Annotated in this window: 14 protein-coding genes and 1 pseudogene; 8 read left to right on the top strand and 7 right to left on the bottom strand. The window is 59.7% G+C overall.

Features of this window, described 5'->3' with window-relative positions:
- The first annotated feature begins 149 nt into the window (after positions 1 to 149).
- Positions 150 to 1505, top strand: coding sequence for an MFS transporter (locus H8B20_RS23040; protein WP_210624731.1), 1356 nt, complete (start codon positions 150 to 152; stop codon positions 1503 to 1505).
- 13 nt (positions 1506 to 1518) lie between these two features.
- On the opposite strand, the gene H8B20_RS23035 is transcribed toward H8B20_RS23040, so the two are convergent.
- Positions 1519 to 2322 (bottom strand): SirB1 family protein, encoded by an 804-nt coding sequence (locus H8B20_RS23035; RefSeq protein WP_210624730.1) that lies wholly within the window; start codon positions 2320 to 2322, stop codon positions 1519 to 1521.
- Positions 2323 to 2507: 185 nt separating this feature from the next.
- Between H8B20_RS23035 and H8B20_RS23030 the strand changes: the two genes are divergently transcribed.
- A complete protein-coding gene (locus H8B20_RS23030) occupies positions 2508 to 3527 on the top strand; it encodes a Leu/Phe/Val dehydrogenase (RefSeq protein ID WP_150595001.1) in 1020 nt (339 codons plus the stop codon).
- Between the two features lie 145 nt (positions 3528 to 3672).
- On the opposite strand, the pseudogene H8B20_RS23025 reads toward H8B20_RS23030, so the two are convergent.
- Positions 3673 to 3927: pseudogene (locus H8B20_RS23025) on the bottom strand (YebG family protein); the annotation flags it as partial.
- 326 nt (positions 3928 to 4253) lie between these two features.
- Between H8B20_RS23025 and H8B20_RS23020 the strand changes: the two are divergent.
- A complete protein-coding gene (locus tag H8B20_RS23020; protein ID WP_042557718.1) occupies positions 4254 to 4754 on the top strand; it encodes a phosphate-starvation-inducible protein PsiE in 501 nt (166 codons plus the stop codon).
- Here the strand turns inward: H8B20_RS23020 and H8B20_RS23015 are convergent.
- Positions 4751 to 5068, bottom strand: coding sequence for a DUF3509 domain-containing protein (locus H8B20_RS23015; protein WP_047299804.1), 318 nt, complete (start codon positions 5066 to 5068; stop codon positions 4751 to 4753). The two genes, H8B20_RS23020 and H8B20_RS23015, sit on opposite strands and share 4 nt — an antisense overlap.
- Before the next feature lie 246 nt (positions 5069 to 5314).
- Positions 5315 to 6691 carry an L-serine ammonia-lyase gene (locus tag H8B20_RS23010; RefSeq protein ID WP_210624728.1) on the bottom strand — a complete coding sequence of 459 codons (1377 nt, stop codon included), beginning with the start codon at positions 6689 to 6691 and terminating at the stop codon, positions 5315 to 5317.
- Between the two features lie 135 nt (positions 6692 to 6826).
- Between H8B20_RS23010 and H8B20_RS23005 the strand changes: the two genes are divergently transcribed.
- Both H8B20_RS23005 and H8B20_RS23000 read left to right on the top strand, forming a co-directional pair.
- Positions 6827 to 7774, top strand: a complete 948-nt coding sequence (locus tag H8B20_RS23005) for a LysR substrate-binding domain-containing protein (RefSeq protein ID WP_042557721.1) — start codon at positions 6827 to 6829, stop codon at positions 7772 to 7774.
- A gap of 200 nt (positions 7775 to 7974) precedes the next feature.
- A complete protein-coding gene (locus H8B20_RS23000; protein ID WP_042557722.1) occupies positions 7975 to 8379 on the top strand; it encodes an HPF/RaiA family ribosome-associated protein in 405 nt (134 codons plus the stop codon).
- Positions 8380 to 8669: 290 nt separating this feature from the next.
- Here the strand turns inward: H8B20_RS23000 and fecA are convergent, their stop codons facing one another.
- From fecA to H8B20_RS22985, 3 genes are all read right to left on the bottom strand, one after another.
- Positions 8670 to 11003 carry a TonB-dependent Fe(3+) dicitrate receptor FecA gene (fecA, locus tag H8B20_RS22995; RefSeq protein ID WP_210624727.1) on the bottom strand — a complete coding sequence of 778 codons (2334 nt, stop codon included), beginning with the start codon at positions 11001 to 11003 and terminating at the stop codon, positions 8670 to 8672.
- A gap of 176 nt (positions 11004 to 11179) precedes the next feature.
- The gene (locus tag H8B20_RS22990; RefSeq protein WP_210624726.1) at positions 11180 to 12112 is read right to left on the bottom strand and encodes a DUF4880 domain-containing protein; all 933 of its coding nucleotides are present in this window, start codon (positions 12110 to 12112) and stop codon (positions 11180 to 11182) included.
- Positions 12109 to 12597 carry a sigma-70 family RNA polymerase sigma factor gene (locus H8B20_RS22985; protein ID WP_042557725.1) on the bottom strand — a complete coding sequence of 163 codons (489 nt, stop codon included), beginning with the start codon at positions 12595 to 12597 and terminating at the stop codon, positions 12109 to 12111. The genes H8B20_RS22990 and H8B20_RS22985 overlap by 4 nt, the downstream gene beginning before the upstream one ends.
- Before the next feature lie 191 nt (positions 12598 to 12788).
- On the opposite strand from H8B20_RS22985, the gene H8B20_RS22980 reads away from it, so the two are divergent.
- Genes H8B20_RS22980 through H8B20_RS22970 form a run of 3 tightly spaced genes read left to right on the top strand, consistent with a single transcriptional unit; the run spans position 12789 to position 15003 of the window.
- Positions 12789 to 13094 carry a DUF3649 domain-containing protein gene (locus tag H8B20_RS22980; protein WP_210624725.1) on the top strand — a complete coding sequence of 102 codons (306 nt, stop codon included), beginning with the start codon at positions 12789 to 12791 and terminating at the stop codon, positions 13092 to 13094.
- Positions 13091 to 14677, top strand: coding sequence for a PepSY-associated TM helix domain-containing protein (locus H8B20_RS22975; RefSeq protein ID WP_210624724.1), 1587 nt, complete (start codon positions 13091 to 13093; stop codon positions 14675 to 14677). Before H8B20_RS22980 ends, H8B20_RS22975 begins: the two co-directional genes overlap by 4 nt.
- Positions 14677 to 15003, top strand: coding sequence for a DUF3325 domain-containing protein (locus H8B20_RS22970; RefSeq protein ID WP_210624723.1), 327 nt, complete (start codon positions 14677 to 14679; stop codon positions 15001 to 15003). The genes H8B20_RS22975 and H8B20_RS22970 overlap by 1 nt, the downstream gene beginning before the upstream one ends.

Raw genomic sequence — 15003 nt, 5'->3', positions numbered from 1 at the left:
CAAAAAACCTGTGGGAGCGGGCTTGCCCGCGATAGCGATTTGGCAGGCACATTTATGTCGGATGGGCTGCCATCATCGCGGGCAAGCTCGCTCCCACAGGGTTTGTGTTGCACCACCACCAAACCATAAAAACAAAAAGGTACCTCGCGATGCACAACCAGATTGCCAGCTTCCGGGCGGCACTCGACGCCCGTCCTGTGTCCCGCTATCAGTGGTTGCTCTTGATACTGCTCGCCTTGTTGCTGGTCACCGATGGTTATGACGCCCAGGTGCTCGGCTACGTGGTGCCGGCGCTGGCGCAGGATTGGGGTCTGGAAAAATCCGCCTTCGGACCTGTATTCAGTGCCAACCTGCTAGGCCTCACCATTGGCTCCCTCGCAGTGACACCGCTGGCCGACCGTTTTGGTGTGCGGCGAATTCTGCTTGCCTGCGTGCTGATCTACGCCAGTTTGACGCTGCTGATGGTGTTCGCCGACTCACTGAACTCCCTGATGGTCGCGCGCTTTATCTGCGGCATCGGCATGGGCGGTGCAATGCCTAGCGCGATGGCGCTGATGTCGGATTATTCGCCACCACGTTTGCGCACCTTGATGGTCACGCTGGCGGCTTGTGGCTTCTCGTTTGGTGGTGCGGCAGGTGGTTTTGTTGCCGCCGGTTTCATCGATCAGTTCGGTTGGCAGGCAGTGTTCCTCGCCGGCGGTGTGACGCCGCTGCTGCTGTTTCCGTTTCTCTGGTGGGTGCTGCCCGAATCCTTGCCGCGCCTGCTGCGTGATCAGCCACCTTATGCGCGGCTGCGCAGAGTTACCGGGCGAATGTTGCCGGACTGGCAACCTCCGCTGGCCTCGGTCGAACAGAATGAACGCGAGCAGGGCAGTAAACTGACCGTGGTTGAACTGTTCCGCAATGGTTATGCACGGCCAACCTTACTGATTTGGGCGACGTTCTTCGTCAGCCTGATCTTGCTGTACTTCATGATCAGTTGGTTGCCGTCGCTGCTGCTGGAAAGCGGCCTGAAACTTAACGAAGCCAATCTGGTGACGTCGATGTTCCTGTTCGCCGGCACCCTGGGTGCGATTTGCATGGCCTGGTTCGCCGACCGTTTGAAACGCAAGGTGCGACTGTTGTCCGGCGTGCTTGCATGCGCTGCGCTGTGCACGATTGTGCTGGGGCTTAATCACGACAATCCGCGTTATCTGGTGGCCTGCGTGTTTGCCGCCGGGTTCTGCATCATTGGCGGGCAACTGACGCTGAACGCTTTCGCCAGTAACTTCTATCCGGCGCATGTGCGCGCCACCGGCACCGGTTGGGCATTGGGTGTGGGGCGATTTGGTTCGATTCTCGGGCCATTGTTCGGCAGCCTGTTGCTGGCGATGCACATTCCGGTGCAGCAGATTTTCTTCTTCTGCGCGATTCCGGCCGTCATCGCCGCACTGCTGATCATCCAGGTTCGTTCGCCCTCGGAAACCGTCGGGCAGCCGGTGGTGGAGCAAGCACTGAAAAGCTGAAGATCTTTTGCTGTTAGTGGACGACTGAATTCGGCGGCAGATGCCCGAGTCGTTCGGTCAGGCGCAGCCGTTGGATCGGGTCATCGCTGAGCAAAAGCGCATGTTCCAGATCAAACCGCTCGGCGTTCGGGCAGTCGAGCCGCTGATACAGGCTGGCCCGAGCCAGATAATCGGCGGCGCCGGCATCGCCCAGTTCAAGCACGCGTTCGGCGTCAATCAGCGCCGCGATGAAGTCATCCTGAGTCAGGTGAAGCTGGCGCAAATTGCGCGACAGGCGCTGCAGCATCTGCACCGGCGTGGCAGTCATCAAATGCTCGGCATTGAGTTTCATGTTGGGCCCGTACTGGCGCTGCAACAGCTCACGACAGTCGTTGGGGTACAAGCGGCGACCGCCGCACGGATCGAGCAGATGATCGGCACCGGGCACGCGCAACAGGAAGTGCCCGGGGAAGTTGACCCCGACCAGGGGAATCTCCAGACCACGCGCCAGTTCCAGTGCAATCAATGCCAGCGCCAGCGGCTGCCCGCGACGGGTCTGCAAGACTTTATGTATTAAAGCGGCCTGCGGACGAAGCGGGGTGAAGTCATCCATGGCAAAGCCCAGATCATTCATGCGCCGCAGTAACGGCTGCGCCAACTCGCTGACTGGCAACATCGGCAAACCATAGCTGACACGCTGTTGCAGATCCTTGAACTCCACAAGCAGCGCCTCGGGATCGACCGCTTTTTCGTGCTCGGCGGCCATCCACAGCGCGGCTTCGAACAGCGCGGGCGGTGAACGGTGCAGGCACTCGAAAAAGCGTTGGCGCGGACTCATCGAAATCTCCGTGGAATGCCTCGTTTTAGCCCCGTCCGTGGCATTCGTCCAGTGGCTCGGTGAACAGGTCGAGAGATATGCCGTAAAGCCGTCGTCTGCACGCCTGCTTATTCCGGTGCGCTCCAGCAATTTTCAGGCGCAAGCCTATACTGGCGTTCTACAAGAAGTGATTCGGGAGCCCAACGATGTTTGCGCTCATGCAAAGCACTCGCCTGGAATCGCTGCACCTGAGCGTCGACCCGGTTTGCGGGTTGAAGGCGGTCATTGCCATCCATAACAGCCGCCTGGGCCCAGCCCTGGGCGGGTGTCGTTATCTTGCCTACCCCAACGACGACTCCGCCGTCGAAGACGCCATTCGCCTCGCTCAGGGCATGAGCTACAAGGCCGCGTTGGCGGGTTTGCCGCAGGGCGGTGGCGTTGCGGTAATCGTGCGCCCGATTCATGTTGAAAATCGTGCAGCGCTGTTCGAAGCCTTCGGCCGCTGTATTGACCAGCTCGACGGTCGCTACATCACCGCCATCGACAGCGGCACTTCGGTGGCGGACATGGATTGCATCGCCCAACAGACCCAACACGTCACCAGCACCACCTCGGCCGGCGATCCGGCGCCGCACGCGGCGATGGGTGTGTTCGCCGGCATTCGTGCCACGGCGATGGCGCGCCTGGGCAGTGACAACCTCGAAGGCTTGCGTGTGGCGATTCAGGGCCTGGGCAATGTCGGTTATGCATTGGCCGAGCAACTGCACGCCGCCGGCGCCGAGTTGCTGGTCAGCGACATCGACCACGGCAAGGTGCAACTGGCGATGGAACAGCTTAATGCTCACCCTATCGCCAACGATGCGTTGCTCAGCACGCCGTGCGACATCCTTGCGCCGTGTGGTCTGGGCGGTGTGCTCAATAGCCATTCGGTGGCGCAACTGCGCTGCGCGGCGGTGGCCGGTTCGGCGAACAATCAGCTGACGCATCTGGATGTGGCCGATCAACTGGAACGGCGCGGCATTCTTTATGCGCCGGATTATGTGATCAATGCGGGTGGGCTGATTTACGTCTCGCTGAAACATCGCGGTGAGGAATTGACCACCATTACCGCGCACCTGTCGAAAATCAGCTCGCGGCTGACTGAAGTTTTTGCCCATGCGCAGGCGGAGAAACGTTCACCGGCACGGGTGGCGGATGAGTTGGCGGAAAGAGTTTTGTATCGCTGAGTTTCGCAGGCATGAAAAAGGCCCTGAGCCATTTGACTCAGGGCCTATTCAATTCGGGCATCAACTACTTTGCAGCTTTCGCCGCTTTGGCTGGCTTGACCGGCGCTTCGGCAGATTCTTCCACCCCGGCTTTTTCGATCGGCTCGGCCGGCGCATTGATCAGCTCCGACAGTGCATCAGGCTGGCTCTTGAATGCCCGGGCGAATACATCGCGGTTCTTCGCCATGTAGATCCCGGCTTCTTCCACTTGCTGTTCAGTCAGGGACGGAACGGCTTTTTGCAACACATCGGCCAGATATTCGGCCAGTTCGAGCATTTTGTCATGACGGTCAGCTTCGGCTTTATCCATGAACAAGCGCTCCAGATCTCGGCTGCTGCGGTATACCACTTCGACGGCCATTCACCACCTCACATGCCTTCACATTTAGTTGTCTTTGCGACTACTGTATATATATACAGCGAAAAGGATAAGCGAATCCCTGCGCTTTGGGTAGTGGCATTTCAATGTAGACCGAATTCAGGGTTTGTCAGTCGAGCCGTGTGACTGCGATTCGCAAGCAGGCTCACCCCACCTGAGCAGGGCATGTGCGACCAAACGCCACAGCGCAGGTTTTGCGGCACATCGCCATGATGCGTGGCCCTGTTTCTGCATGAAATCAGGCGCGTGCAGAAAACCGTCACGTCCAACACGCATCATCCGCTCGAATCGGGCTAAGGAACATCATCGTGAAAATCAACTGGGCCGAGAAACTGCGGCAACAAGTGCATCAACTGGCCGAGTCCCTGGGCAACCTGTTCGTCGAGACTTTTCACTACCTGGCGCTGTTCGCCATTGGTGCGGTGACCGCGTATGCAGCGGTGATGGAGTTTCTCGGGATGCTCGAAGTCGGGCACATCAAGATCGATGACATTCTGTTGCTGTTCATCTATCTGGAACTGGGGGCGATGGTCGGGATTTATTTCAAGACCAATCACATGCCGGTGCGCTTCCTGATCTACGTGGCGATCACTGCGCTGACGCGACTGCTGATCTCCAATGTCTCGCACCACAATCCGCCGGACATGGGCATCATCTACCTGTGCGGCGGCATTCTGTTGCTGGCATTTTCGATTCTGGTGGTGCGTTACGCGTCGTCGCAATTTCCCTCGGTGAAAATCGAATACCCGCAACGCAAAGTCGGTACGGGTTCGAGTGAGCATCCCGATGTTGAGAAGGGCGAACTTTAAAGACCGGCCGATGGCCGTGGCTGGCCTTTGATCTGTGGCGGTGGCGGGGTCAGCCCGTCGCCGCTGGTCATGGCTTCGAGAATCGCCATGGCGCTGTGGCCCTGTTCGATGGCGATACCGAACTGAATGCTTTGCACCAGCAGCTTGAGGCGTTTAGGGTCATTGCGCTGTTCGGCGCTGATCATCCGCTTGGCCACGATCCGGCCGCTGTTGGACAGGGTCAGCATGATGCTGCCGTCCAGGCCTTGAATGCTCAGGTTGATCTGATAGTCCGGCGCGAAGGCATCGGTAATGATCTGAAAAGGATTGTCCATGATGCGTCACCGCCTGATTGAACGTGCAGTTGTTGACCGGCCGTCATCGGGTTGGTTCGCCCAACCAGACCATCGGCCATTCCGTGGCCGTTTCGCCAAATCGCCGCTCCTACAGAGGTAGCAAGGTGCATGCCGGGAAAATTGTCGAACAATGAATCCGGCAACAACAAGGCGAGCACTGGGCTCGCCTTGTTCATTTCTGGTCGATTTTCGGGCAGGTGAGCGCAGACAGTGCAGTCAGGCGGATCAGCACTCCACCCAGTTCACCGCCAGACCGCCTCGTGAAGTCTCTTTGTATTTGTCATGCATGTCGGCGCCGGTATCGCGCATGGTGCGGATCACCCGGTCGAGTGAGATGAAGTGGTTACCGTCGCCACGCAGGGCCATTTGTGTGGCATTGATGGCCTTCACCGCAGCGATCGCATTGCGTTCGATGCACGGCACTTGCACGAGGCCGCCGACCGGGTCGCAGGTCAGGCCAAGGTTGTGTTCCAGGCCGATTTCGGCTGCGTTTTCCAGTTGCTCGGGAGTGGCGCCGAGTATTTCGGCCAGACCGGCGGCAGCCATGGCGCAGGCCGAGCCGACTTCGCCCTGACAACCGACTTCGGCGCCAGAGATCGACGCATTTTTCTTGCACAGAATGCCGACGGCGGCCGCGGACAGGAAGAAAGCGACGACGTCATCGTCAGACGCCTCCGGGTTGAACTTCATGTAATAGTGCAAAACCGCCGGAATGATCCCCGCTGCGCCGTTGGTCGGCGCGGTGACCATGCGCCCGCCGGCAGCGTTTTCTTCGTTGACGGCGAGGGCGAACAGGTTGACCCATTCCATCGCCGACAGCGTCGAGCTGATCACATTCGGTTTGCCGATTTCCAGCAGGCTGCGATGCAATTTTGCTGCACGGCGCGGCACCTTCAGACCGCCGGGGAGGATGCCTTCGTGGCGCAGGCCTTGCTCGACGCACTCGCGCATCACCGACCAGATATGCAGCAAACCCTGACGGATGTCCGCATCGCTGCGCCAGGCACGTTCATTGGCCATCATCAGCTCGGACACCCGCAGGTTGTGCTGCTTGCACAGCGACAACAACTCGGCGGCGCTGGAAAAATCGTAAGGCAACACCACGTCACCCGACGGCGCGACACCTGATTCAGCTTCCGCCGCTTCGATGATGAAGCCGCCGCCGACCGAGTAGTACGTCTGCGTAAACAGCTCGGCAGATTCGCCAAAGGCTGTCAGCGACATGGCATTGGGGTGGTAGGGCAGGCTCTCGTCCAGCAGCAGGAGATCGCGTTGCCAGTCGAAGGCAATCGACCGTCCGTCGGCGAGGGGCAGTTGCCCGGTGCGGCGCAGTTGCTCGAGGCGCGCATCGATGGTCGTCGGGTCGACGCTGTCCGGCCATTCGCCCATCAGGCCCATGATGGTGGCGCGGTCGGTGGCGTGACCCACGCCGGTGGCCGACAGCGACCCGTACAAACGGATTTCAACGCGGCACACATCATTGAGCAGACGTTGATCGCTCAGCGCTTGAGCAAAGGTCGCGGCGGCGCGCATCGGGCCGACGGTGTGGGAACTGGACGGGCCGATGCCCACTTTGAATAGATCGAAAACACTGATAGCCATGCTAAACCCTTACAAGCAATGGAGGAGGAATCGCTGCCATTTTTTGTCGGACAAGCGCAATGTCGGCGATACTGCCTCGCTCGGTCGGACGTGACCAACGAAACTTCCTAAGACAGCCTTTAGCAGGACTAAACGATGAGTCGTCAATTGCATGCGCAGACCTACGTCTGGCTGCAGGTGTTTTCCTGTGCCGCGCGGCACCTTTCCTTCACCCGTTGTGCTGAAGAGCTGCACATCACGCCGGGCGCGGTCAGTCAGCAAATCCGCCAATTGGAAGAGCGCCTCGGCTTTCGGCTGTTTCACCGGCGTGCGCGGGGCGTGGAATTGAGTGCAGAAGGCCAGCGGCTGGCGATCACGGTGAATGAGGCGTACGGCAGCATCGACGCCGAATTGCGTCGACTGGATGCCGGGATGATCAGCGGGATCCTGCGGGTGCGTTCCATTCCATCGTTCCTCAGCAAATGGCTGACGCCGCGTTTGCCGCGCTTGCAGCAGCGCTACCCGGACATCCAGTTGCGACTGGTGGCCGAGGACAGCAGCGTGCCATTGCATGAGGGCGATTTCGATTTAGCCATCGACCTGAACGACGGCAGTTATCCGGGATTGTTATCCACAGCGTTGCTCGATGAGCAGATTTTCCCGGTGTGCGCGCCAAGCCTCTTGCGCGGGCGCCCGCCGCTGCACGGGCCGGTGGACCTGGTGCATTTCCCCTTGCTGCACGACATCACCGCCTGGCGCGGCAGTTATGAATATGCGGAATGGGAATTTTATTTGAATGCGATCGGCTTCGAAGGCGCCGACGTGCGGCGTGGGCATACCTTCAATCGCAATCACCTGACCATCGAAGCGGCAATCGCCGGCATGGGCGTCGCGATTGCGCGGCGCACATTGCTCAATGATGAGCTGGAGCGGGGCGCGTTGATTGTGCCGTTCGGGCTGTCGGTGCCTAATCACAAACGTTACGTGTTGCTGTATGCGCCGGGCGCGTTGAGTCATCCGGGCGTGCGTGCAGTGCACGACTGGCTGGTAGAGGAGGCAGGGATTTTTCGCGGCTTGCACCCGTTGAACGACGGGCAATTGTGAGCAAATTTTGCAGGAAGGCATGGCGACCCAACTCCCGACCTTACCAGCGCTTTGTCCGGTTGTCCGGCTTTTTTTGCGAATGAATATTTATCTTTTTTCAGGGGTTGAAATGTTCGACGGTCGGGCCGATTGTTGTAACCAAGGGGTCAGGAAATTCAATTCGAGGCCTCTCGCGAGCTAGCTGAAATAAGGGATGAACTATGCAAATCCAAGTCAACAGCGATAACCATATTCAAAGTAGTCAACGACTGGAGGAGTGGGTACGCACCACCATTGAGAGCACGCTCGAACGTTATGAAGAAGACCTGACCCGTGTCGAAGTCCATCTGAGCGACGAGAACGGTGACAAACCAGGTCCCCATGACTTGCGCTGCCAACTGGAAGCGCGGCCAAAAGGCCATCAACCGGTTTCCGTTACCCATAAAGCTGATTCGCTGGAACTGGCGATCGATGGCGCTGCCGAAAAACTCGAGCACGCGCTGGAACACCTTTTTGGCAAACTGCGAGGTAAACCACGCGCCGCTGTGGTGCCGTTCAGCAAAGCGAACGACGCGCTGCTGGAAGAAGAGTTTCTAGAGAACGAACAGGCAGCGATCAACAGTTGATGCGCTGATTATTCAAGTCACCCAATGAGAACGGGCCTGCGAAAGCAGGCCCGTTTTTGTTTGTGGTGTTGCCAAGTGTCGTGCACGGCTCAGGCCCCAAACCCTCACCCCAGCCCTCTCCCGGAGGGAGAGGGGGCCGATCGAGGTGTCTGGCGTTTTCCATCGACCTGAAATACCGCGCCGATTACGGATTCGGTGAAGCAGGATCAGGTCGGCGTATGTCTGCAGCATCCCCCGATCAGTCCCCTCTCCCTCTGGGAGAGGGTTAGGGTGAGGGGCTGTTCAAAACGTCAGAACGCCACAGAAGTCTGCACGTACACAGTGCGCGGCTCACCCACATACTTCCCCTTGTTGTTGTCATCGAACGACCGCGTGAAGTACTGCGTGTTGAAGATGTTCTTCACGCCCACCGCCACATTCAAATCCGACAGTTGCGGCCCAAAGTCGTAACCTGCACGGCTGCTGAACAGCATGTAGCCCGGGATCTTGCCGGTGCTGCCGTCAGCGCTTTCTTTTGAGGTGTTGGCGTTGTCGGCGAACTGGTCGCTCTGGAAGCTGCTGTCCAGATTCAACTTCCACGGGCCTTCGGTATAACCGACGCCAACCGTGCCTTTATGTTTGGAAGAGAACGGCACGCGATTGCCCTTGTTCGGGCCATCTTCGCGGATGGACGCGTCAACATAGGCGTAGGAGGCATAGACATCGAAGCCGGCCAGTGCCGGGCTCAAGTCATCGAGCGCGTAATTGATGCTGGTCTCGATGCCTTGATGGCGAGTTTCGCCACGGGCGATCACCGAATCGTTGGTCTGGTTGCTTTCGTACTGGTTGTCGAAGTTGATCAGGAACGCACCGATTTCCGCGCGCAATGCGCCGTTGTCATAGCGAGTGCCCAGTTCCCAAGTGCGGGCCTTCTCCGGTTTGACCTCACCACTGGTCACACGGTTGGGCATCTGGCTGTACTGCACGCTGCCGAACGAGCCTTCGGTGTTGGCGTACAGATTCCAGTTATCCGTCAGGTGATAAAGCACGTTCAATGCCGGCAGTGCGGTGTTGTAGTCGCCCTTGTATTTGACGTTGGTCAGGTTGTTGGTCTGCTGGGATTCGATCATCTCGTAGCGCACGCCCGGGGTGATCGTCCATTTGCCGATGTCGATACGGTCGTCGACGAAGAACGCATTGGCTTCGGTGCCGCCCCGAGTGTCGCGGTCGTTACGGCTGTTGGTGGTCGGGTATTCGTTGCTGGCGATCCGCGTGCGATAGCGCAATTCGTGGCCAGCCTCGTTGATGTAGCGGTAGCCGACGCCGACTTCGTGGCTGGTCGGGCCGAGGTCGAAGCCTTGGGCGAAACGGGTTTCGAAACCGCGCACCCAATACTCGCGTGGTGACAGCGACAGGAACGTGCCCTGGTCCAGATAACCGCTGCGCAGGGTTTTGGTGAAGAACGTATTGGCGGTGAATTCGCGGCGATCTTCCTGATAGCGATAACCGAAGTTGAACATCGTGCGACGGCCCCAGAACTGGTCTTTGGGGCGCGTCGATTGGTACGGATCGGCATCGTAATCAGCGACGTTCAAACCGCCGGGCATGTCGGCTTTACCTTCGTAATACTGGGCCATGGCGTTGAAGCTGTTGGCATCGTCGAGCTGATATTTGCCCTTGAGGATCAGGTCGTCGATTTCGGTGTCGCTGTGTTCGCGCCAGTCGCCACCGCGGGTGCCGGAGTACAGAAGGGCGCCGCCCAGACCGTTGGCGTTGGTGCCGCCGGCCAGCAGATTGGCGCTGGTCTTGAAGCCGTCGTGGCTCGACGAAGGGCTGGTCTCGGTCTGAAAGCCTCCCTTGACCGTCGGCTCATCAGGAATCGCGCGGGTAACGAAGTTGACGACGCCGCCGACGTTCTGCGGGCCGTAACGTACTGCACCGCCGCCGCGCACCACGTCCACGGCGTCCATGTTGCCCATGCTGATGGGCGCGAACGACAACTGCGGCTGACCGTAAGGGGCGAACGGCACCGGGATACCGTCCATCAACACGGTCGAGCGTGCAGCCAGGCGCGGGTTCAAACCACGGATGCCGAAATTCAGCGCCATGTCATGGCTGCCGGTGCCGTTGTTTTCCGGAGCGTTGACGCCGGGAATGCGGTTGAGCACATCGCGTGCCTGAGTCGCGCCTTGGCGTTCGAACTCTTCGCGGCGGATCACGTCGCGGGCGCCGGGATGTTCGAACACATTGATCTGCGCCGCGTCGCCGAGCCAGTCGCCGACGACTTTCGAGGTGTCCAGCTCCAGTGCTGCATCATTGACCGGTTGCAGGCTGAAAGCGTTGTTGCCCTCGGCGCGGGCCTGCAAACCGGTGCCTTCGAGCAATGCATCCAGACCTTGCTCGGTCGTGTAATTACCTTCCAGACCACGGCTTTGCACGCCGCTGGTGACTTGCGAACCGAAAGAAATCAGCACCCCGGCTTCACGGCCGAACTGATTAAGGGCGTTTTCCAGCGAAGACGGTGCGATGTGATACGCCTTGGCATCGCTGGCCAGTGCGGCGGGCAGGGCGCTGAAACTCAGGCTGGCGCCGAGGATGAGATTGCGCAGGCAGCGGGCCAGTGGCGTGAGGCGGGTGGGGTGCATGGTGGATGATCCTGAGAAGGTTGAATCAAGGGGGCTTTCCTTCTCTGTCACGCCAGATCTGAAAAACGGCTCATTTATTTTCAAGATCCAAAGATCGCAGCCTGCGGCAGCTCCTACAGGGTGAACACAAATCCCATGTAGGAGCTGCCGCAGGCTGCGATCTTTTGACCTTGCGGTTACACCCGCGCCTCGACGCTGACCCAATAGCGGGTAAAGCGCTTCACCTTCACCGGCAAGCTGATTTCCAGCAGATCCAGAATCCGCTCACTGTCGTCCAGCGGATACGTCCCCGAGATCAGCAACCCGGCAACCTTGGCATCGCAATTGAGCTGCCCGCGCCGGTAGCGGCCAAGTTCTTCGAGGAAGTCGCCGAGGCGCATACGCGCGGCCACCAACATGCCGTCCGCCCAGGCACCACTGTTGGCGTCCATTGGTTTGGCGTCGCTGGCGGCAGTCGTGGTGAAACTCAGTTGGCGAGCGACGGGCAGCAGTATCGGCGCGCGTTCGCTGGTGGCCAGTTCGGCTCGACCTGCAAACAGCGCAACCTGTGTGCGATCGGCAAATTGCCGCACATTGAGCCGTGCGCCCCGGGTTTTCAGAATGCCCTGCGCGGTGTGTATTTCGAACGATTGCGCGGCCGTCAGGAGGATTTCGCCTTCCAGCAAGCGGATCAAACGTTGATCGACGCGCACGTCTGCCGCACTGCCCGTGTTCAGTTGCAACTGATCGTCCGCCCCCAGCCCGATCTTGCGACGCTGGCCAATCGGGCTGCGGTAATCGGCGAGCAGCGACGGCAGCGGATTGTGCTCGCGCAGGCCCCAGGTAGCGGCAGAACCGGCACCGAGAATCAGCAGCAGTTTCAGTGCCTGACGTCGGCTGCCGGACTTCGGCCTGTTCAATGCCGCATGCGCCAGCGGTGAAGAAACACCTCGCAAACGCTGGTTGACTCGTTGAATGTGTTCCCACGCGCGGCGGTGCTCACTGTGGGCATCCAGCCACTGCTGCAACGCCAGTTGCTGGCGCGCGGTGAGCGCGCCTTGCTGCACTTCCATCAGCCAGTGCACTGCTTGTTCAGCCACTTGCGAGGAAAAATCCGGCGCTTGATTCATAGCGCGAAATAGCAGCGCAGCGCCGCTTTGTTCAGATGACGTTTGACCGTGGCCACGGAAATATCCAGTTCGGCGGCGATCTGCGGGTAGGTCAGGCCATCGACCTGCGCCAATAGAAATGCGCGTTTGACCTGACGTGGCAGACCATCGAGCAACTGATCCAGCTCGATCAGGGTTTGCAGGATGATTGCTTTGTCTTCTTCCGACGGCGCCACCACGTCCGGCATCTGCGCCAATGTTTCCAGATAGGCGCGCTCCAGATCCTGGCGGCGGTAGTGATTGAACAAAACCCGTTTGGCGAGGGTGGTGAGGAAGGCGCGTGGTTCGATGATCACCGCTGGCTCGCGCGCGGTGAGTACTTTGATAAAGGTGTCCTGCGCCAGATCCGCCGCGCTGTCCGGGCAGCCGAGCTTGCGCCGCAGCCAGCCGGTAAGCCAACTGTGGTGAGCCTGATAAAGCGATTCGACGGGATGGGCGGATGGCAACGGTAGTGCTCCGGGCGCTTTCGCTCTGCGGCAGAAAGCATGCGTTAGAGAACAAGAATGGTTCGCATTGTAGGGGCGCAGGTGGCTTGCCGGCAATCAGATGCTTTTGCATATGAGAATATTTATCATTAAACTCGATCGCCTGTTGGTCCGGCTTGTCGGCCGGACGTTTTTCGTTTCAGGGTCGAAACATGAAAGCCAAACTCGCCACACTCCCGCTGGCCTATCGTCTGGCCGTTACCTCGCGGGTGCTGGCGGCGGTGTTTGGCGGCTATCTGGTGGCCGCGCTGGCCAGTGTCACCCTGACGATGTGGCTGCCATTGAGCCGCGCCGAAGCCGTAGTGACGGGCATGACCGTTTCCTTTCTGGTCTATCTGGTCGCGGTGCTTTGGTGTTTTGCCTGTCGTACGGCGTGGTCGGCATGGGTCGGTTTGCTGGTGCCGAGTGTGATTCTGGCGACCATTTCCGGCGCGGCGCGGGGGTTGGGTTTCGCATGAAAGAGGGTTTCCGCCAGGCCATGGCATGGCTGCACACCTGGACCGGGCTGGTATTCGGCTGGTTGCTGTTTGCGATTTTCCTGACCGGAACCCTGGCTTACTTCAACGACGAAACCAGCCACTGGATGCAGCCGGAAACTCCCGCACGGCCGATCAATGCCGAGGCGAGCCTGACGCTGGCGCAGGATTATCTGCAGCAACACGCGGCTGGCGCCACGCGTTGGCTGATCGACTTGCCCAATGCCCGTGATCCCGGTCTGACCGTACGTTGGCAACAGACGCCAGCCAAACCCGGCGAGCGTGGCCGGTTCGAATCGAAAACCCTCGACGCGCAAACCGGTGCCCAGGTGCAGGGGCGCGAAAGCATGGGCGGCGAGTTCTTCTACCGCTTCCATTTTCAGCTGCAAATGCCTTATCCGTGGGGCCGCTGGCTGGCGACGATTGCCGCCATGGTGATGTTCGTCGCGCTGATCACCGGGATCATCACCCACAAAAAAATCTTCAAGGACTTCTTCACGTTCCGCCCGCGCAAAGGCCAGCGTTCCTGGCTCGATGGGCATAACGCCGTGGGCGTTCTGGTGCTGCCGTTTCACTTGATGATCACCTACAGCAGTCTGGTGATTTTCATGTCGATGGTCATGCCCGCGAGCATCGTGGCCTCTTATGGTGGCGACGTTCGCAAGTTCTACGATGAGGTTTTTCCAGCCTCGAAAGCGCCGGAACGGGCCAACATTCCTGCCGCACTGGCACCGATGGCACCACTGCTGGCCAAGGCCAGCGAGCAATGGTCGGGTGGCACCACCGCACGACTGTCCGTGAGCAATCCGGGCGATGCAAATGCCACGGTGGTGTTGTCCCGCGCGGGCGATCGTGTGGTGCACGATTTCGGTCGCGCGGTGACCTTCAACGGTGTCACTGGGCAGATGCTCGGCAGCACGCCGGAGCAACCTGTGGCGATGGCCGTGAGTGGCGCGTTCTACGGTTTGCACATGGGCCATTTCGCCGGGCCGGTATTGCGCTGGTTGTATTTCATCTGCGGACTGGCCGGCACGGCCATGATCGGCACCGGGCTGGTGATCTGGCTCGGCAAGCGTCAGCTCAAGCACGCCAAGAGCGGCGTCATGCCGTTCGAATTGCGGCTGGTGGAAGTGCTGAACATTGCCAGCATGGCCGGGTTGGTGACGGCGGTGGCGGTGTTCTTCCTGGCCAATCGGCTGTTGCCCGTGAGTCTGGCCGGGCGTGCCGATTGGGAAGTGAATGCATTCTTTATCGCCTGGGGGTTGAGCGTCGTGCATGCGTTGTTGCGCCCGGGACGCAAAGCCTGGGTTGAACAGCTAGGGTTGGGCGCCTTGCTGTTTATTGCAGTGCCTTTGATCAATGCGCTGACCACGCCGTGGAACCTTGGCGTAACGCTTGCGCAGGGTGATTGGGTGCTCGCCGGTTTCGACCTGACCTGTCTGGGGACAGGCGTTTTTCTGGCGTGGGCTGCGTGGAAAATGCAGCGCGTCGGCAACACCGTCAGCGTGAAAAAAACTCGTCGCGAGATGCCTCGGGCCGTCACGCTCGAGCAAGGGACAAACTGATGCTGCTGGCGCTTTTACTGTGCTACGCCGGGTTCACGGCATTGTGTCTGTCCATGCCTCGGCACCACGATGAATTGCTCGGCCATAAACCGTCGACGCGACGGGGTCAGGCTCTGAAGCTGACGGGGTGGCTGCTGCTGGGTTTGTCGCTTTGGGCGGCCGTCAAAGCCAACGGCTGGAGTCTGGGTCTGGTCGATTGGTTCGCGGTGCTGATGCTCAGTGCGTTGGCGTTGGTGCTGTTGCTGCCGTATCGCCCGCGTCTGGCTTTGGCGCTGGCCGGTTTGAGTCTGTTGGCCAGTCCGGTCGCAGCCTGGGCGCAGTGCTGA

Origin of the sequence: Pseudomonas sp. P42 (genome assembly GCF_017973755.1) — a bacterium.
Taxonomy (GTDB): Bacteria; Pseudomonadota; Gammaproteobacteria; order Pseudomonadales; family Pseudomonadaceae; genus Aquipseudomonas; species Aquipseudomonas iridis.
Note: the sequence above shows the minus strand (reverse complement) of the source record. Positions and strands in the feature narration are given on the sequence as shown.

Coding starts and splice junctions, on each gene's coding strand:
- H8B20_RS23040 (WP_210624731.1), top strand. CDS start 150: ATGCACAACCAGATTGCCAGCTTCCGGGCGGCACTCGACGCCCGTCCT.
- H8B20_RS23035 (WP_210624730.1), bottom strand. CDS start 2,322: ATGAGTCCGCGCCAACGCTTTTTCGAGTGCCTGCACCGTTCACCGCCC.
- H8B20_RS23030 (WP_150595001.1), top strand. CDS start 2,508: ATGTTTGCGCTCATGCAAAGCACTCGCCTGGAATCGCTGCACCTGAGC.
- H8B20_RS23015 (WP_047299804.1), bottom strand. CDS start 5,068: ATGGACAATCCTTTTCAGATCATTACCGATGCCTTCGCGCCGGACTAT.
- H8B20_RS23010 (WP_210624728.1), bottom strand. CDS start 6,691: ATGGCTATCAGTGTTTTCGATCTATTCAAAGTGGGCATCGGCCCGTCC.
- H8B20_RS23005 (WP_042557721.1), top strand. CDS start 6,827: ATGAGTCGTCAATTGCATGCGCAGACCTACGTCTGGCTGCAGGTGTTT.
- H8B20_RS23000 (WP_042557722.1), top strand. CDS start 7,975: ATGCAAATCCAAGTCAACAGCGATAACCATATTCAAAGTAGTCAACGA.
- fecA (WP_210624727.1), bottom strand. CDS start 11,003: ATGCACCCCACCCGCCTCACGCCACTGGCCCGCTGCCTGCGCAATCTC.
- H8B20_RS22990 (WP_210624726.1), bottom strand. CDS start 12,112: ATGAATCAAGCGCCGGATTTTTCCTCGCAAGTGGCTGAACAAGCAGTG.
- H8B20_RS22980 (WP_210624725.1), top strand. CDS start 12,789: ATGAAAGCCAAACTCGCCACACTCCCGCTGGCCTATCGTCTGGCCGTT.
- H8B20_RS22975 (WP_210624724.1), top strand. CDS start 13,091: ATGAAAGAGGGTTTCCGCCAGGCCATGGCATGGCTGCACACCTGGACC.
- H8B20_RS22970 (WP_210624723.1), top strand. CDS start 14,677: ATGCTGCTGGCGCTTTTACTGTGCTACGCCGGGTTCACGGCATTGTGT.